Annotated in this window: 17 protein-coding genes; 11 read left to right on the top strand and 6 right to left on the bottom strand. The window is 61.0% G+C overall.

Features of this window, described 5'->3' with window-relative positions:
- The first annotated feature begins 99 nt into the window (after window positions 1–99).
- Together APH41_RS23780 and APH41_RS23775 are read left to right on the top strand one after the other, a co-directional pair.
- On the top strand, window positions 100–744 hold the full coding sequence (locus APH41_RS23780) for a GntR family transcriptional regulator (protein ID WP_054921827.1): 645 nt from the start codon (window positions 100–102) through the stop codon (window positions 742–744).
- A 14-nt stretch (window positions 745–758) separates the two neighbouring features.
- Window positions 759–1,607 carry a DUF1989 domain-containing protein gene (locus tag APH41_RS23775; protein ID WP_054921826.1) on the top strand — a complete coding sequence of 283 codons (849 nt, stop codon included), beginning with the start codon at window positions 759–761 and terminating at the stop codon, window positions 1,605–1,607.
- A 59-nt stretch (window positions 1,608–1,666) separates the two neighbouring features.
- Here APH41_RS23775 and APH41_RS28535 read toward each other — a convergent pair whose 3' ends face one another.
- Together APH41_RS28535 and eat are read right to left on the bottom strand one after the other, a co-directional pair.
- The gene (locus tag APH41_RS28535; protein WP_003172675.1) at window positions 1,667–1,834 is read right to left on the bottom strand and encodes a DUF2897 family protein; all 168 of its coding nucleotides are present in this window, start codon (window positions 1,832–1,834) and stop codon (window positions 1,667–1,669) included.
- A 110-nt stretch (window positions 1,835–1,944) separates the two neighbouring features.
- The gene (eat, locus tag APH41_RS23770) at window positions 1,945–3,309 is read right to left on the bottom strand and encodes an ethanolamine permease (RefSeq protein ID WP_054921824.1); all 1,365 of its coding nucleotides are present in this window, start codon (window positions 3,307–3,309) and stop codon (window positions 1,945–1,947) included.
- Between the two features lie 412 nt (window positions 3,310–3,721).
- Here eat and kdpF point away from each other — a divergent pair, with 412 nt between their 5' ends.
- The 6 genes from kdpF (at window position 3,722) to APH41_RS23745 (ending at window position 11,863) form a co-directional block, all read left to right on the top strand.
- Complete coding sequence (kdpF, locus tag APH41_RS28530; protein WP_003218754.1) at window positions 3,722–3,811, top strand: K(+)-transporting ATPase subunit F; 90 nt, start codon at window positions 3,722–3,724, stop codon at window positions 3,809–3,811.
- A 9-nt stretch (window positions 3,812–3,820) separates the two neighbouring features.
- Window positions 3,821–5,515, top strand: a complete 1,695-nt coding sequence (gene kdpA / locus APH41_RS23765; RefSeq protein WP_054921822.1) for a potassium-transporting ATPase subunit KdpA — start codon at window positions 3,821–3,823, stop codon at window positions 5,513–5,515.
- Window positions 5,516–5,530: 15 nt separating this feature from the next.
- The gene (kdpB, locus tag APH41_RS23760) at window positions 5,531–7,588 is read left to right on the top strand and encodes a potassium-transporting ATPase subunit KdpB (RefSeq protein ID WP_177333592.1); all 2,058 of its coding nucleotides are present in this window, start codon (window positions 5,531–5,533) and stop codon (window positions 7,586–7,588) included.
- A gap of 129 nt (window positions 7,589–7,717) precedes the next feature.
- A complete protein-coding gene (gene kdpC / locus APH41_RS23755) occupies window positions 7,718–8,263 on the top strand; it encodes a potassium-transporting ATPase subunit KdpC (protein WP_054921820.1) in 546 nt (181 codons plus the stop codon).
- A 127-nt stretch (window positions 8,264–8,390) separates the two neighbouring features.
- On the top strand, window positions 8,391–11,033 hold the full coding sequence (locus APH41_RS23750) for a sensor histidine kinase KdpD (protein ID WP_054921819.1): 2,643 nt from the start codon (window positions 8,391–8,393) through the stop codon (window positions 11,031–11,033).
- A gap of 140 nt (window positions 11,034–11,173) precedes the next feature.
- Window positions 11,174–11,863 (top strand): response regulator, encoded by a 690-nt coding sequence (locus APH41_RS23745; protein WP_034126713.1) that lies wholly within the window; start codon window positions 11,174–11,176, stop codon window positions 11,861–11,863.
- Window positions 11,864–11,978: 115 nt separating this feature from the next.
- Here the strand turns inward: APH41_RS23745 and APH41_RS23740 are convergent, their stop codons facing one another.
- A complete protein-coding gene (locus APH41_RS23740) occupies window positions 11,979–13,016 on the bottom strand; it encodes a patatin-like phospholipase family protein (RefSeq protein WP_054898472.1) in 1,038 nt (345 codons plus the stop codon).
- A gap of 216 nt (window positions 13,017–13,232) precedes the next feature.
- On the opposite strand from APH41_RS23740, the gene APH41_RS23735 reads away from it, so the two are divergent.
- From APH41_RS23735 to APH41_RS23725, 3 genes are all read left to right on the top strand, one after another.
- Window positions 13,233–13,511, top strand: a complete 279-nt coding sequence (locus APH41_RS23735; RefSeq protein WP_003189839.1) for a hypothetical protein — start codon at window positions 13,233–13,235, stop codon at window positions 13,509–13,511.
- Between the two features lie 41 nt (window positions 13,512–13,552).
- On the top strand, window positions 13,553–14,314 hold the full coding sequence (locus APH41_RS23730) for a CHAD domain-containing protein (protein WP_054921818.1): 762 nt from the start codon (window positions 13,553–13,555) through the stop codon (window positions 14,312–14,314).
- An 89-nt stretch (window positions 14,315–14,403) separates the two neighbouring features.
- Window positions 14,404–15,201, top strand: a complete 798-nt coding sequence (locus APH41_RS23725) for an acyl-CoA thioesterase II (protein ID WP_034126715.1) — start codon at window positions 14,404–14,406, stop codon at window positions 15,199–15,201.
- Window positions 15,202–15,210: 9 nt separating this feature from the next.
- Here the strand turns inward: APH41_RS23725 and APH41_RS23720 are convergent, their stop codons facing one another.
- The 3 genes from APH41_RS23720 to APH41_RS23710 all read right to left on the bottom strand — a co-directional run.
- Window positions 15,211–15,573, bottom strand: coding sequence for an Mpo1-like protein (locus APH41_RS23720; protein ID WP_054921817.1), 363 nt, complete (start codon window positions 15,571–15,573; stop codon window positions 15,211–15,213).
- Between the two features lie 116 nt (window positions 15,574–15,689).
- Window positions 15,690–16,094 (bottom strand): Imm50 family immunity protein, encoded by a 405-nt coding sequence (locus APH41_RS23715; protein ID WP_034126716.1) that lies wholly within the window; start codon window positions 16,092–16,094, stop codon window positions 15,690–15,692.
- Window positions 16,091–17,942 (bottom strand): RHS repeat-associated core domain-containing protein (locus APH41_RS23710; protein WP_177333591.1); only part of this gene is annotated, 1,852 nt, incomplete at its 5' end. The genes APH41_RS23710 and APH41_RS23715, both read right to left, overlap by 4 nt.

Here is a 17,942-nt window from a genome sequence, read left to right as displayed (position 1 = left end):
TTTCCTTTATCCGGCCTTGCGATTTCCCTTCGCAGGCAGCATTGGCACGAAACGTGGTTACCTCTTCCTCAGTGATTGTTCAACAATCTCGAGGTAACAATGCCACTCACCCTATCCTTAGCCGACCAGATCGCCCTGGAACTGCGCGCCGACATCATCGGCGGCCGGCTGTTGCCAGGCATGCCGCTGATCGAGGCCGACCTGGTCAAAGCCTACAACGCATCCCGCAATACGATTCGCGAGGCGCTGCATCGTCTGGGCCAGGAGGGCCTTACCCGCTATGTCCGCAACAAGGGCGTCATGGTTCGGCGCTTGGAGCGAGCAGAAGTGCGTGACCTCTTCGTAGTCCGCCGCACCCTGGAATTACAGGCGATTGCCCAAAGCGGCCCGCTGACGGACGCTCAATCAGGCCGTATGCAAAACGCCATCGACGCCACCACCCTGGCCCGGGAGCGCGAAGACTGGCGAGCGGTGGCCACCCACAGTCTTATGTTTCACCAACAGATCGTCGCGTTGATGGGCAGCCCGTTGTTCGACGAGTTCTTCGCCCAGGTGATTGCCCAATTGCGCCTGGCGTTCTGCGCCGCGCCGGATGAGCAGCGGTTCCAGTCACCCTGGCTGGAGCGCGACCATGAGATATACACACTGCTAACCCGCAACCAAACCCAGGCCGCCAGCGAGGCGATGAGCCTGTACCTGGACGATTCGGAACGCCTTTCCCTCGCCCTGTTTGATCACCCTTGATGGAGGAGTGCCCCATGTACAAAGACTATCCCGCCGCGTACCAGGTCAGCAAAGGTTCGGCGTTGCAGGTGGATACGGCGTTCTATGAGCGCATTCGTGATCAGAAAACCCAGCGCAGGTTGATCGAACAATTCGAGGTGCCGATCCGCACGGGGAGGGCGTGGAAGGTGCCGGCCGGGCATGTGTTTCGTGTGACCACGCCGGTGGGCCCGCAGGTGGGGGATTTCAATGTGTGGAACGCCAACGACCCACGCGAACGTTTGTGGGCCGCGCGCACCCGGCAGCTTCAAGGCGCCCATGTCAGCACCCATGATCGGTTGTGGTCGAACCTGCCTTTTCTACGGCCCTTGGTCACGATCACCGATGACAGCCTGGCCAGCTACGGCATTGATGAACACGGTGGGCGTTTGCATGATTTGTTGGGCACGCGGTGCGACCCCTATGTGAACCGTATGCTGACGGGGGAGGACTTTCATCACCATTGCCACTCGAACCTGACCCGTGCGGTATTGCCCCATGGGCTGACGGAGTTCGATGTGCATGACGTGTTGAATATTTTCCAGTGCACCGGGCTCAATCACGATGACATGTACTTTATGAAGGCCTGTCCGGCGCAGAAGGGCGATTACCTGGAGTTCTTTGCCGAGATTGATCTGCTGTGTGCGCTGTCGACGTGCCCTGGCGGGGATCTGTCGCTGCCGATGTGGGGGCCGGAGGCGCAGGACCCGTTGACGGTTTGTCGTCCGTTAGGGGTTGAGATCTATAGGCTGGAGGATGAGTTGCTCAGTGGCTGGAGCCAGCCGGAGCGTGCGGCCTACAAGGGGCAACATGGGTTGCATATTGCCAAGGCGGATTGGGAGTAGGGGGGGCTGCTTCGCAGCCCAGCGGGAGCAAGCTCCCTCGCCACGGGGTTACACGCGTTTTATCTGTCTTGCGCATCCTTGGCGTCCGCCTGCGCATTTCGCTCGGCCACGCGTTTGCGTTGTTCGTCGGTGAGTTCGACTTTGTTGGCGCTGTCACGCAGCATCATCAGGCCACCGACGATCGACCCGATCGCTACTACCATAATCAACCATGCATACCACGGCATAAGGCTCTCCTTGAGGCAGATGTCCGTGGGAAAGCTTCCCACGGTAATGACTGCTTTGAGTCACGGGCTTTCTGAGTAGTTCAGTGTAGGCCCGTTCTGCCTCATAGGCGCTATTGTCCGGTCAACATCGCATCTGCCGGCGCATCGACACGGTCTTGTGCGGTCAGCTGGAAGTAGATGAAGCCCACTGCCATAAAACCCAGGAAGATAAGCCCGATCAACGCATTGAACCAGGCCATCGCCACCAGGCATACCACCGCCAGCACCAGCGCAATGCCTGGCACGATGGGGTAACCCGGCGCGCGGAAGGTGCGTTCCAGCAACGGCTCGGTCTTACGCAGTTTGAACAGGCTGAGCATGCTCATGATGTACATGACGATGGCACCGAACACCGCCATGGTAATCATCGCGGCGGTCAGGGTCATGCCGCCCAGGTTGATCAGGCCGTCGCTGTAGATGGCGGCGATACCCACCACGCCGCCGGCGAGGATGGCGCGGTGCGGCGTCTGGAAGCGCGACAGTTTGGCCAGGAAGGGCGGCAGGTAACCGGCACGGGCCAGGGCGAAGAACTGGCGCGAGTAGCCGAGGATGATGCCGTGGAAGCTTGCCACCAGGCCGAACAGGCCAATCCATACCAGCATGTGCAGCCAGCCGGAGCTGTCGCCCACCACGGTTTTCATCGCCTGGGGCAGTGGGTCGTTGATGTTCGAGAGGGTGCGCCAGTCACCCACACCACCGGCGAAGAACATCACGCCCATGGCCAGGATCACCAGGGTGAGGATGCCGCTGATGTAGGCCTTCGGAATGGTGCGCTTGGGGTCCTTGGCTTCTTCGGCGGCCATGGCAGCGCCTTCAATGGCGAGGAAGAACCAGATGGCGAAGGGAATGGCGGCAAACATCCCGGCAATCGCCGGGGCGCCGAAGGTGTCGGAACCGGCCCAGCCGTTGAGGGCGAAGTGGCTGAAGCTGAACGCAGGGGCGACCACCCCCATGAACACCAGCAGTTCGGCGACGGCGAGCACGCAGACGACCAACTCAAAGGTGGCGGCGAGTTTCACCCCGAGGATATTCAGGCCCATGAACACGATATAAGCGCCGACGGCGGCGTGCTTGGGGTCGAGTGCCGGGAACTGCACGTTCAGGTACGCACCAATGGCCAGGGCAATCGCGGGCGGGGCGAAGACGAACTCGATCAAGGTGGCCAGGCCGGCAATCAAGCCGCCTTTCTCACCGAAGGCGCGACGGCTGTAGGCAAAGGGGCCTCCTGCGTGGGGAATCGCAGTGGTCAGTTCGGTGAAGCTGAAGATGAAGCAGGTGTACATCGCGGCGACCATCAACGAGGTCACCAGAAAGCCCAAGGTACCGGCGACGCCCCAGCCGTAGCTCCAGCCGAAATACTCGCCGGAGATCACCAGCCCCACGGCAATGCCCCATAGATGCAAGGTACCCAATGTGGGTTTGAGTTGTGTGTTCATTGTGCTGCGCTCCTTGAACTGTTTGGAATGATTCAAGGTGTTGCAGTGGCTATGCCAAGCCTCAGAACTATGTCGTAAAGCAATGCCTATGTCGCCGAAGGGACGGTTTGGCGTTTGAATGCGGCATGAGTTGCACCACATAAGTGCGGTGGTGACTTGGCGGGCGCTTTCGCGGGCAAGCCCGCTCCCACACTTGACCGAGTTTTAACTGAAAGAACGCAGTCGAAAGTGGGAGCCGGGCTTGCCCGCGAAGAGGCCCCCCAGCCACGGCAAACCCCGCTGTAAACCCTGCATAAACCCACTCTTTACGCCATCTTTACGCCCCACCCGGCGCCTCGCTCTCGTTCCTTTACACCGCTCCTGCGGACAATGCCCCCACACGCGGCAATCGCCGCAAGACGGGGAAATTTCCATGAGCGTTCTGGACGGAGTGTCACTGCTATTGGCCGTGGCGCTGTTCATTTATCTGCTGGTTGCGCTGTTACGCGCGGATCGGAACTAGGAGCGGGCTATGCACAGTTATGACTATTGGCTGATCATCGCCTTCTTCGCCGTGGTACTGGTGCCGGCACCGTTTTTGGGGCGGTTCTACTACAAGGTGATGGAAGGCCAGCGCACTTGGCTCACCCCGGTACTGGGGCCTGTCGAGAAAGCCTGTTATCGCCTCTCGGGCGTGGATGCGCAGCAGGAGCAGAGCTGGCAGAAATACATGCTGGCCTTGCTCGCATTCAACCTGGCAGGCTTCTTGTTGTTGTTCTCGATCCTGTTATTCCAGGGCTCCCTGCCACTGAACCCGCAAAAACTGCCGGGCCAGGAATGGACCCTGGCGTTCAACACCGCCGTCAGCTTCATGACCAATACCAACTGGCAGAACTACAGCGGCGAAGCGTCCCTAAGTTATCTAAGTCAGATGGCCGGCCTCACGGTGCAGAACTTCGTCAGTGCGGCGACCGGTCTCGCCGTCCTGGTCGCCTTGTGCCGTGGGATCGGGCGCAAATCTGCCCAGACCCTGGGCAACTTCTGGGTCGACATGACCCGCGCCACCCTCTACGGCCTGCTGCCGTTGTGCCTGGTGCTCGCACTGTTCCTGGTATGGCAGGGCGTGCCGCAAACCTTCGCTCACTATGTGGATGCCATCACGCTGCAGGGCGTGGACCAGGTAATTCCGCTGGGGCCGGCCGCCAGCCAGATTGCGATCAAGCAACTGGGCACCAACGGCGGTGGCTTCTTCGGCGTGAACTCGGCGCATCCGTTTGAAGACCCGACAGCCTGGGCCAACCTGTTTGAAGTGGCCTCGATCATCCTGATCCCGGTAGCGTTGGTGTTTACCTTCGGCCATTACGTCAAAGACCTGCGTCAGAGCCGGGCGATCCTCGCGTGCATGCTGGCGTTGTTCTTGATCGGCGGCGCGACGTCGCTGTGGTCCGAGTACCAGCCCAATCCAACCCTGAACAACCCGGCGGTGGAGCAAACCGCACCGTTGGAAGGCAAGGAAACACGCTTCGGCACCACCGGTACCGTGCTGTGGTCGGTGACCACCACTGCGGCGTCCAACGGTTCGGTCAATGGCATGCAGGACAGCCTCAGCCCCCTGAGTGGGATGGTCGCGCTGGTCAACATGATGGTCGGCGAAGTGATCTTCGGCGGCGTGGGTGCCGGTATGTACGGCATGTTGCTCAACGTGTTGATCGCGGTGTTCCTCGCCGGCTTGATGATCGGCCGCACCCCCGAATACCTGGGCAAGAAACTCCAGGCCAAGGAAGTGCAATTGCTGGTGGTGACTCTGCTGGTTATGCCGGTCGGCGTATTGGTCTTGAGTGCCATCGCCGCCAGCCTGCCCGGCCCGGCAGGTGCCATCAGCAACCCTGGCCCCCATGGCTTCAGCCAGTTGCTCTACGCCTATACCTCGGCCAGTGCCAACAACGGTTCGGCGTTTGCCGGCCTCGGCGCCAATACCCCATTCCATAACCTGATGCTCGGCCTGGGCATGTTGATCGGCCGCTTTGGCTACATCCTCCCGGTACTGGCCCTGGCCGGCAGCCTGGCGATGAAGAAGGCCGCACCGATTGGCCAGAACAGCTTCCCCACCCATGGCGCGCTGTTCGTGACCTTGTTGACCGTGACCATTTTGTTGGTGGGCGGCCTGACTTTCCTGCCGACGCTGGCGTTGGGCCCCATCGCTGAACACTTGAGCATGGGCTTCTAGTTAAGGGATATGAAAATGAATATGCCTGCAAAAAACGCGGCCCCGGTCAAACGCCAGGAGCCTGCCAAAACCGCCATCTCGGCCCTGTGGCGCCCGGCGCTGGTCCAGGCGTTCATCAAGCTGGACCCACGCCAACTGCAACGCTCGCCAGTGATGCTGGTGGTCGAACTGACCGCCATCCTCACCACCGTGTTGTGCTTCGTGCCCGACACCACCGTGCCCACTTTTGTAGCGGTGCAAATCGCCGTGTGGCTGTGGTTCACCGTGCTGTTCGCCAACTTCGCCGAAGCCCTGGCCGAAGGCCGCGGAAAGGCCCGCGCCGACAGCCTCAAGGCTGGCAGCGAAGGCTTGAGCGCCCGACGCCAGGAAGCCGATGGCAGCTTCAAGGTGGTGCCGGCCACCAGCCTGCGCAAAGGCGATGTAGTTCGTGTTGCCGCCGGGGAAATGATCCCCGGTGACGGCGAGGTCGTCGAAGGGATTGCGGCAGTCAACGAAGCTGCGATCACCGGCGAATCCGCCCCGGTGATCCGCGAGTCTGGCGGCGACCGTTCGGCCGTCACCGGCAACACGCGGCTGGTGTCGGACTGGCTGCTCATCCGCATCACCGCCAACCCGGGCGAGTCCACCCTGGACCGCATGATCGCCCTGGTGGAAGGCGCCAAACGCCAGAAAACCCCCAACGAAGTCGCGCTGGATATCCTGCTGATCGGCCTGACCCTGATCTTTCTGCTGGTGGTCGTGACCCTGCAGCCGTTCGCCCACTTTGCCAATGGCAGCTTGCCTCTGGTGTTCCTGGTCGCACTGCTGGTGACGCTGATTCCTACCACCATTGGCGGCTTGTTGTCGGCCATCGGGATTGCCGGCATGGACCGCCTGGTGCGCCTCAACGTGATCGCCAAGTCTGGCCGCGCGGTAGAAGCGGCGGGGGATGTGCATGTGTTGCTGCTGGACAAGACCGGCACCATCACCTTCGGCAACCGTCGTTGCTCGGCCGTGGTCGCTGCACCTGGTGTCAGTGGCCGCGAATTGGCCGAAGGCGCGTTGCTGGCGTCCCTGGCCGATGACACGGCGGAAGGCAAGTCCATCGTTGAATACCTGCGCGCCTTGCACCCCCAGGCCGAGCCGAGCCTGGATGCGTTGACCGCCGTGCCCTTCAGCGCCGAGACCCGTTTGTCCGGTGTCGACTATCAGGGCCGTGTGTTCCGTAAAGGCGCGGTGGACTCGCTGCTGGCGTTTATCGGCCAGCAACGTAGCGACCTGCTGCCTGCGTTGTCGCGGGAAATCGACAAGATCGCCCAAAGCGGCGGCACGCCCTTGCTGGTGTGCGCCGATGGCAAGTTACTGGGGGCGATCCATCTCAAAGACGTGGTCAAGCCAGGTATTCGTGAGCGTTTTGCCGAGTTGCGCAAGTTGGGGATTCGCACCGTGATGGTCACTGGCGACAACCCGCTGACCGCCGCCGCGATTGCCGCTGAAGCGGGTGTGGACGATGTGCTGGCCGAAGCCACGCCAGAGAAGAAACTCGCGCGTATTCGCCATGAGCAGAACGATGGTCGCCTGGTTGCCATGTGCGGCGACGGCGCCAACGACGCCCCGGCGCTGGCCCAGGCTGACGTCGGCATGGCGATGAACGACGGCACCCAGGCCGCGCGCGAAGCCGCCAACATGGTCGACCTCGACAGCGACCCGACCAAGCTGCTGGACGTGGTGCAGATCGGCAAGGAGTTGCTGGTGACTCGCGGCGCGCTGACGACCTTTTCCATCGCCAACGACGTGGCCAAGTACTTCGCGATCCTGCCGGCGCTGTTCGCCTCGATCTACCCGCAACTGGGCGTGCTCAACATCATGCACTTGCAGAGCCCACAGAGCGCGATCCTCTCGGCTATCGTGTTCAACGCGCTGATTATCGTGGTGCTGATCCCGTTGGCCCTGCGCGGCGTGCGCGTGCAGGCCGCGAGTGCGGCGGCGTTGTTGCGGCGCAATCTGCTGATCTACGGGCTGGGCGGACTGTTGGTGCCGTTCGTGGGGATCAAGGCCATCGACATGTTGCTGACCGCGCTGCACCTGGTTTGACCTGGCCGCTGATCGTTCCCACGCTCCGCTGATCGTTCCCACGCTCCGCTGATCGTTCCCACGCTCCGCGTGGGAATGCCACCCCGGACGCTCCGCGTCCCACCGCACCACTGAATTGAGGAGTCTGAAATGTCCAACATCATCCGCCCAGCCCTGAGCCTGCTGGTACTCATGACCCTGATCACCGGCGTGGCCTACCCGCTGGTAGTCACTGGCGTGGCCCAAGTGGCCTTCCCCGATCAAGCCAATGGCAGCCTGGTGCGCGACGCCAGCGGCAAGGTGCGCGGCTCCAGTCTGATCGCCCAGGACTTTACCGGCGACAGCTGGTTTCACCCACGCCCGTCAGCCGGTGCTTTTGCCACAGTGTCCAGCAGTGCCAGTAACCTGGGCCCGAGCAATCCGGCCTTGGCGACACGCATATTCGAGGATGCCGGCAAACAGTCAGTGCCTGGCCAGGGCCCGGTGCCACTGGCCTCGCTGACAACCTCCGGCAGCGGCCTTGATCCACACTTGCCACCGCAGGCGATTGCCTATCAACTGGCGCGAGTGGCGGCGGCGCGAAATGTGCCGGTGTCGACCTTGCAGCGGTTGCTGGATGAGCACATCGAAAGCCCTCTGGTAGGCCCGCCCGTAGTAAACGTCCTGGCCCTCAACATGGCTTTGGAAGCGTTGTAAGCCAGGCGATCGCCATCGCGGGCAAGCCCGGCTCCCACATTTGGAATGCATTCCACTGTGGGAGCCGGGCTTGCCCGCGATGGCGGCCTTGAAGAGTCTCTATCAATACCTGAAGGAACCCCCGAGCATGAGCGACGCCGGCCGCGCCGATGCCCTGTTAGCCGATCTGCCCCGGGACGGCCGTGGCCGGCTCAAAGTCTTCCTTGGCGCCGCGCCCGGTGTGGGCAAGACCTACGCCATGCTCCAGGCGGCCCATACCCAACTGCGCCAGGGCGTGCGCCTGATCGCTGGGGTGGTTGAAACCCACGGCCGCGCCGAGACCGAAGCCTTGCTCAGCGGCCTGCCGCAACAACCGCTGTTGCGTAGCGAATACCGTGGCGTGATGCTCGAAGAAATGGACCTCGACGGCCTGCTCGCCGCCAAGCCCAAGCTGGTGCTGGTGGACGAACTGGCCCACAGCAACGCTCCCGGCAGTCGTCATGAAAAACGCTGGCAAGACATCCAGGAACTGCTCGCCGCCGGCATCAACGTGTTCACTACGGTCAACGTCCAGCACCTGGAAAGCCTCAATGACCAGGTGCGTGGCATCACTGGCGTGCAAGTGCGCGAAACCTTGCCGGACTGGGTGCTGCAAGAGGCCGACGAACTGCTGCTGATCGACTTGCCATCCCGCGAGCTGCTTGAGCGTCTGCGTGACGGCAAGGTGTATGTGCCGGAGCAGGCGCGTGCGGCCATCGATGCGTTTTTCACCCAGACCAACCTCATGGCCCTGCGCGAGCTGGCCATGCAAACTGCCGCCGCCCACGTCGACGATGACCTGGCCCAGGGCTACCGCCAACTCGGTCAGGCCGCGCCGGCAGTGCGTGGGCGCCTGTTGGTCGGTGTGGATGGCGATGCGCAAGCCGAACGACTGGTGCGCCATGCCTGCCGCGTGGCCCAGCGTCGGCATTTGCCCTGGAGCCTGGTGCACATCGACAACGGCCGTGCGCGGGATGAGCAATCGCGCCTGCGCCTGCAAAACGCCCAGCAACTGGCAGAGCGGCTGGGCGGGGAAGTGGTGTTGCTGCGCGCCGGGGAAGTGGCCAAGACCCTCATCCAGCACGCCGCCGAACGCCGTGCCAGTTTAGTGCTGGTGGGGCAGTCACGGATGCGCTGGCGGCGGCGCCTGTTCGGTGGCGGCTTGGCGGCACGCCTGTTGCGCAATGCCCGCGGCTTGGAAATCAACGTCCTCGACAGCGATGACATGCCTGCACCGCCACGCCTGCCGGAGATGCGCGGGTTGGTGTGGTTCGATTACGCCTTGGCGGTGGTGGCGACCCTCGCCGCTGCCGCAGTGGCCTGGGCCGTGTCCAGTGCGTTGGCGCTGCCGAACATCTCGCTGGTGTTTCTTGCCGCCGTGCTGTTGGTGGCGGTGCGCAGCAGCCTGGGGCCGTCCCTGGTGTGTGCGGCACTGTCGTTTTTGACTTACGATTTTCTGTTTATTCCGCCGAATTTTTCCTTCGCCATCCAGCGCGAAGAAGACGTGTTGACCCTGTTGTTCTTCCTGTTGATGGCAGCGTTGACCGGCAACCTCGCCGCACGCCAGCGCCGCCAGCTGCAGGCGTTGCGCGATACCCAGGAAGAAACCAGCGAACTGCTCGACCTGTCGCGCAAGCTCACCGCTGCCACCGACCGCCAAGCTGTCATCAGTGCCGCCGCCCACCATCTGCAAGGTTGGAACGAGCTCGATCTGTGCCTGGTCAATCGCGATGGACAGGGCGGCTGGAAGGTCGAGACCGGTGGCCCGTTGACCCTCACCGAAGCTGAACGCGCCGCCGCCGATTGGGCCTGGCAGCATGATCAGCCGGCCGGCATGGGCACCGGCACCTTGCCGTTTGGGCGTTGGTGGTGGTGGCCGCTGTCGGGTGAAGAGGGGCCCTTGGGGTTGCTGGGTGTCAGTGCCAAGCCTGGCCTGGAATTGAGCGGGCAACGTCGACGCTTGCTCACCGCGTTGAGCCAACCGCTGGCCCAGGCACTGGCGCGGGCACAATTGGGGCAGGAGTTGGAATCGGCGCGCCTGCACGGCGAAACCGAACAACTGCGCAGCGCTTTGCTCGCGTCGGTGTCCCACGACTTGCGCACGCCATTGACCTCCATGCGCGGCAGCATCGACAGCCTGCTGGCCCTGGGTGAAGCCATCCCCCTGGAGGATCGCCGCGAATTGCTCGAAGGCACTCGCGATGAGGCCGAGCGCCTCGACCGTTATATCCAGAATCTGCTGGACATGACACGCCTGGGCCACGGTGCGCTGAAACTGGCACGCGATTGGGTGTCGCCCGGCGATATTGTCGGCAGTGCCCTTGGGCGATTGCGCGCCGTGCTGGCGCCGTTGCAGATGAGCACCGATGTGCCGCCGGAACTGCCCTTGTTGTATGTGCATGCGGCGCTGATTGAGCAGGCCCTGGTCAATGTGCTGGAAAACGCCGCACGGTTTTCGCCGCCCCAGGGCCGCTTGCAGTTGCGCGCGGGCGTGCAGGATGAGCAGTTGTTTTTTGCCGTAGCGGATGAAGGGCCAGGCATTCCCGAGGAGGAGCGTGCGAAGATCTTCGACATGTTCTACACCGCTGCCCGCGGTGATCGAGGCGGGCAGGGCACCGGCCTCGGCTTGGCGATCTGCCAGGGCATGGTGGGTGCGCACGGTGGGCATATCAGCGTGGCCGATGGCATTGACGGGCGGGGCACCTGCATCACCTTGTTTTTACCGCTGCCCACACAGCCTGCCCTGGAGTAAACCTTGTAGGAGCGAGCTTGCTCGCGAAGGTCGTTAACGATAATGATGGCTTCCTGAATGCACGCGTTGCCTAGAGGTTTTTCGCGAGCAAGCTCGCTCCTACAGAGGGTGATTTTTTTAATGGGTTTTAATGAGACACCATGAGCCAGACCGCGACGATTCTTGTCATTGATGACGAACCGCAGATCCGCAAATTCCTGCGCATCAGCCTGGCTTCCCAAGGCTATAAGGTAATCGAAGCCGGCACCGGCAACGAAGGCCTGGCCCAAGCAGCCTTGAGCAAACCGGATCTGCTGGTACTCGACCTGGGCCTGCCCGACATGGACGGCCAACAGGTGCTGCGCGAGTTTCGCGAGTGGTCGAGCGTGCCGGTGCTGGTGCTGTCGGTGCGGGCCAGCGAAGGTCAGAAGGTCGAGGCCCTCGACGGTGGCGCCAATGACTACGTGACCAAACCGTTCGGCATCCAGGAGTTTCTTGCCCGTGTGCGTGCGCTGTTGCGCCAGGCACCGGCCGGAGAGGCCCAGGAAGCCGCCTTGAGTTTTGGCCCGCTGACGGTCGACCTGGCCTATCGCCGCGTTTTGCTGGACGGTGCCGAAGTGGCGCTGACCCGCAAGGAATACGCAGTGCTGGCGCAGTTGGCACGCCACCCGGGGCGGGTGATTACCCAACAGCAACTGCTCAAGGACATCTGGGGGCCAACCCATACCGAGGACAGCCACTACCTGCGGATCGTGGTGGGGCACTTGCGCCAGAAGCTGGCGGATGACCCGACCCAGCCACGGTTTATCGTGACTGAGGCGGGGGTGGGGTATCGGTTGCTAAGTGCCTGAGCGTTTGGTGCCTGTGCTGGCGCCATCGCAGGCAAGCCAGCTCCCACAGCTGAAATGCATTTCCCTGTGGGAGCCGGGCTTGCCCGCGATGAGGCCATCCGCAACACTTACACGCTCAACTCTGCTCACTCTCATACCGATCCAACGTATCACTGGCAATCTCCCGCCCCAAAGCGATCAATTCCGGCGCTTTATAGAACTCGAAAAAGCGGCACACCCGCTTTGGCACGTTGATCAGCACATCGGGCGGATACCCAGCGATCTTGTACTGTGCCAATGAGGTTTGCATCACCTCGAAACTCTGGTTGATCAGGTCCAGCAACGAGGCAGGCCCGACGTTGTCGATGATGAACGAGCCGGTGGCCGACTTCGGTGCACCGGCTTTCTCGGGCGCCGCGGCAGGTTGCTGGGCTTCGGGTTCGGCAGACTCCAGCCACGGGTTGATTTCGGCGGCCTGGGCCTGCAAGGCTTCTTGTTCCAGCTTCATCAACTGCTCGGCCTGCTTGCGGCGAAATGGCAGGTGGGAGCCCAGTGACTTGGCCAGGCTGTTGAAGCGGCTCTTGAACGCCGGCGGGCGCGGAATCACCGGCAATTGGTAGTGTTTCTGGTTGGTGGCATTGAGGTTGACCGCAATGATCAAGTCGCAATGGCTCGACACCACCGGAACGATGGGCAGAGGGTTGAGCAGGCCGCCGTCCACCAGCATGCGGTTGCCCTGCATCACCGGTGTGAACAGGCTGGGGATGGCCGCCGAGGCGCGCATCGCCTGGTGCAGGCAGCCTTCCTGGAACCAGATCTCCTGTTGGTTGGTGAGGTCGGTGGCGACGGCAGTGTAGGGGATGCGCAGCTCCTCGATATTGATATCGCCGACAATCTTGCGGATTTGCCCGAACACCTTCTCACCGCGAATCGCTCCCAGGCGAAAGCTCACATCTACCAGGCGCAATACGTCGAGGTAGTCCAGGCTTTCGATCCAGTTGCGGTACTCGTCGAGCTTGCCGGCGGCGTAGATTCCACCCACCACGGCGCCCATGGAACAGCCGGCGATACAGGCGATGTCATAGCCGCGTCGTTCGATTTCTTCGATCACCCCGATATGGGCGTAGCCCCTGGCCCCACCGGAGCCCAGCACTAAGGCAACACGTTTCTTCATGGCCAGATCCTTCGCAAAACAGGGGCCCACAATGCACCCATCAAGGGGCCTGCTTCAATCCTTGCTGACAGCGCGCAATATTTTTCCAGGCTGGCGATCAGCCTCGGGTATGCTCTGGCAATAGGTACTACTGATTTCAGGCTAAGGACAAGGCACTTTTCCCTGTAGGCAACGTCTACAGGCTACGACTGAATTTGTATATTTGAGGTGTCATCAATGAAAGCCTGGATCTGTGTGCCTGTGATCGTGTTGGCCTTGGCTGGCTGTGCCGGGAAAACCGCGTATCGCGACAGCTGTGGCTCGCAATTGGACGCCGCCTGGAAAGAGCTGGACCTGGCCAAGGCCGAAGGTTTTGCTGGCACTGTCAGCTACTCCAAGGCTTTGTCGCTGTTGACTGGCGCCAAGACTCAGCAGCAGTTTGAAGCGTTCGAGGGTTGCTCCAACAAGGCCGAAAAGGCGCGGTTCTACATTCGTGAGTCTCGCGCCGGGCGATAACCCAGGGCGGATAGGATTTTTCATCGGAAAGTGAGGGCAGGATGTCAGCGTTGGTCAATCAGTTAGTCGCTCAGGTCATTGGCCTGGAAGTAGGGTTACTGAGCTGCCAGGCTCGCCTCGCCGCCGTCACTGACGATGAAGCCTTGCATGATTTGCGCACAACGGTACGCCGCCTGCGCAGCCTGTTGCGCCCTTTGCGCGGGCTGCCCGGTGTCGAACAGCTTGAATTGGCCGCCAGCACGGTTGGCCAACTGACTACGCCGCTACGCGACCGAGAGGTGCTGGCGGCGTATTTGCATCAGCACGGTCATCACGACGCGGCTGATCGACGCCTGCGTCTGCAGCCCGAGGCTTATCGCCAGGTGGCGCAAAGCCCGGAGTTGGCGCACTTGCTGCTGATTCTGGATGCGTTCCCACGGTTTATCCGCGCGTCCCAGCATCAGAAACTGCTCAAGGGCTTGCGCCCGCGCATCCAGAAACGCCTGGCCAAGCAATGGCAGGCACTCGATGGCGCCTTGAAGGACCCCGATCATGACCGCCACCGGCTACGGTTGCTGATCAAACGTGTGCGCTATGCCGCCGAGGCGTATCCCGAGCTGGACAAATTACCCACCAACGCCCTGTCGCACTTGAAGAAGGCCCAGAGTGCGCTGGGTAACTGGCATGACTGTTGGCAGTGGCTGGCCCAGGCCGGCCATGAGCCAGACCTGCAACCCTGCGTAGCAGTGTGGCAGCGCACCATGCTCAAGGCGCAAGGCAAGGCCGACCGTGTGCTGGACACGCTCAGCGCCGAGTGTTTTTAAACCGGTCCGGTTTTTGGCCGGAATGGGCGCTGTGCCTGTGCAATTCGATGGTTAAGATTCCTCCACGATTTTCTTGATGTGAGGTCGCCATGCGCTTTAGTGATTTGCTCGACGCTGCCCGTAGCAATCCGCTGGATGTCACCATCCCTGCCGAATGGGCCCAGGGCCGGGCCACCTTTGGCGGGCTGGTCGCTGCCTTGCAGTACGAGGCGCTGCGCGCCCAGGTGCCGGCGGACCGACCGCTGCGCTCGCTGGCCATCACCTTTGTCGGCCCGGTAGCGCCGGATGTAACTGCCAGCTATCAAGTCGAAGTGCTGCGCGAAGGCAAGGCGGTCAGCCAGTTGCTGGGGCGCGTGGTGCAGAACGGTGAAGTGGCGACCCTGGTCCAGGCCAGTTTTGGCGCCTCTCGCCCCTCCGAAATTGACGTGGCAAGTGAGCCGCCACCGGTATTCAAACATTGGGATGAGTGCCAGGAACTGCCCTATATCAAGGGTGTTACCCCCGAATTCATGCGGCATCTGGCGATGCGCTGGAGTGTCGGTGGCCTGCCGTTTACCGGCAATAAATCCCGCGACATGGGCGGCTGGGTACGGTTGCGGGGGGATGTGAAAGAGGAGCCACTGACCGAGGCGCATATCCTCGCCCTGGTCGACGCCTGGCCACCGGCGTTGCTGCCACACCTGAAAAAGCCCGCGCCGGGCAGCACCCTGACCTGGACCATCGAGTTCATCCAGCCGTTGCAAGACCTGACTACGCTCGACTGGTGCCAGTATCACGTCAATATCGAACACGCCCGCGACGGCTATGGCCACGCTGCCGCTGCCTTGTGGAGCCCGACCGGCGAGTTGATCGCCCTCAGCCGTCAGACCGTGGTGGTGTTCGCCTGAACCCGCCGGTCAGTGGTGGTGCCGCTGCCGCCAGGCGCGCCACCAGCCACCGCTGAGCACAAAGCGCGGGAAGGTCACGAACTGCTCGACCACCAGGCGCTGCACCGCATCTTTGCGATCACTGAACGGCTCACTGGCCTGGGCTTCCAGGCTATGGCCGTGACCCTGCAACGCCAGGCCCGCGACAATGCCAATGACACCGACCGCGAAGCTGGCCAGGCTAAGGCTGAACACGCCCGACACGATCAGCAGGAAACCGACGATAAACAGCGGCACGGCAATCAGGTGCAACGCCAGGTTGGTTGGGTGCTGATGGTTCTGTGGGTACTGACGCCATTGCCAGGCGGGGAGATTGGGGTGACGTTTGCCCATGGTGGAGAATCCTCTGTCCGTTGAAACAACTTGAACAGAGTTTAGGTTGAGGTGGGCGAGGTGGCGAATTGGGGCTGGCTATGGGGCTCATAGTAATTATGCGATTTTTGCTCTATCTAGAAAAAATAATCGTCTGGACCATTTATGTATACATTCGGATCGCAAAGTGAAATGAATTTAGCCTTGAATTCAATTAGAGAATTTTCATTCTTTGCTTGGAAATGAAAAAGATCATTTTGCTTAGTGATATCAACAAGAAACACCTCTTTAATGGGGATGTTGTGTATTTTTAATTCGCGAATGCCATGGCAATCGATGCCCATTCTGCAGGTGTTATAGCCTTTCCCTTCCCATTTTTTTGGCAAAGTATCTGGAAATTCGGGTATGTCGAATCCTAATCCCACAGAAGGTCGATCATTTTCTATTTGCAAAGAAAAAAGAGCAATTTGGCCGATTTCTACAGGCGTGCTAAAAATTTTTTCAAAAAAAATATTATGATCAAGTTCGTTCCAGTATTTCATCGACTTCTCCTAAAGTTGTAATGGTCCTTGCCGCCGTCTACGGTTCCGTTTCGAGGCTTGTCTATTGGTCGCAAATTGAAATGCGCTTTTTGGTCACCTATGCCGTCTGGTCTGCCGAATTTATGCCCGGCAGAATGGTCCTGAATAAGAACCTTCGAGCCGTCTGCTCTCGTGAATTGATAAACCCTTGAATTTATGGTTCTACCGCTTTCATCCAATATATTGTCATCATTCAAATCAGTCATTTTTTCTATTTTGTACTGTGTCGTTCTTCCTGAGTTCGGGTGTGTCATCACATCGGGGTTTTGAGTCATAGGTACATTGGCATCCCTTTTTGCTTGCCTGAACGCCCCTTTACGAGAGACATCAGGTATATCCGGTTCTGCAGGCAAAGAGCAGATCGGTTTTTTCTTTCCTGAGCCAGGACAATTTGCGCTCAACCCTAGAGGATCAACCCACCCCGTAGGGTTGGGCACATATTGGTACCCGTTGATCCCACCCGCCAACTTCACCGGATCCGGCGTCAGGTAGCGACCAATATCCGGATTGTAGTAGCGATGGCGGTTGTAGTGCAGTCCGCTTTCCGCATCGAAATACTGCCCTTGAAACCGCAGTGGATTGTCGACTTTGCCCACGTCGAGCCGGGCGATCTGGCCGTAGGCGCGGTAGTGGGCGGACCAGACGATTTCGCCTTCGGTGTCGGTCAGTTCCTGCGGGGTGCCGAGGTGGTCGAGTTGGTAGTGGTAGGGCTTGGTTTCTTTTGGGCCGAAACCTTCCAACAGGGCCAAGGGGCGGAAGCTGTCGGGCTCGTAGAGATAGCTGCGATGGCGCTCTGCATGGTGTTCGGCTATCAGCTTGTCGCCTTGCCAGAAAAATTCCGTGGTTTTGCCCTCCACGGTTTTGCTGACACGCCGCCCAAACGGGTCATAGCGATAGCTGGCGGTTTCGCCGTTCGGTTTTGTGATGCCGATTAACCGATGCTGGCAGTCGTAGCGGTACTCAGTAACGAGTTGCTGGCCCTTGCCGCGTCGTTCGCGGATGAGGTTGCCGAAGGCGTCGTAGTCGTAATGGCGGTCGCCTTGGATCATCAGACGATTCGCCGCGACGATGTCCGGGCCGGGGCGGTCTTGCATCAGCAGGTTGCCGGCCGGGTTGTGGGCGAAGCGTTCCTGTACGTCCTGGGAGTGGTCGGCGCGGGTCAGGCGGTTTAGCGGGTCGTAGCGGTAAAGGTGTTCGCCTTTGCGAGTGTCGAGCAGGCGGGTGAGGTTGCCGCTTTTGTCGTAGTCGTATTGGCGTTGGTAGAGGTAGTTTTGCTGCTGCGTAACGGCGTGGGCGTGCAGACGATTCTGGTCGTCGTAGTGGTAGTGGCTGAGCAGTTGGCCTTGCTGGCGCTGATGTTCTCGGCCGCTCTTGAATAGATGTGAGGTGAGTACTTCACCGTTGAGCTCGACGGTAGCGAGGTGGCCGCCTTTTTCGTGGGTGAAGGTGAGGCGGTTGTTGTCCGGCAGACACAGGTTTTTCAGTTGCCCGCAGGCGTCGTAGCCGTAGCGCAGGGTGCCCCAGCCCTGGTGTTCGGCGGTGAGGCGGTTTTGGCGGTCGTATTCGTAGGCCAGCGCCCAGTGGCCGTCCTCGACGCTAAGGAGGTTGCCCTGGCGGTCGTAGGCATAGTCGACAACGCTGGCATCGGGCAGGGTTTTTCGGACGAGGCGCCCGGCGTGGTCGCGCTCGTAGCGGGTGATTAGCTGACTGTTATCGTCGCCGTATTCGGTCTTCTCCAGCAGGTTGCCGTTGAGGTCGTAGGCGTAGGCGGTGCGCTGGCCGTCGAAGCCGGTTTCCTGGCGGATCAGG

Source organism: Pseudomonas sp. NBRC 111138, assembly GCF_001320835.1.
Classification (GTDB): domain Bacteria; phylum Pseudomonadota; class Gammaproteobacteria; order Pseudomonadales; family Pseudomonadaceae; genus Aquipseudomonas; species Aquipseudomonas paracarnis.
The sequence above is the reverse complement of the archived record's forward strand: the minus strand, read 5'-3'. Positions and strand labels throughout refer to the sequence as shown.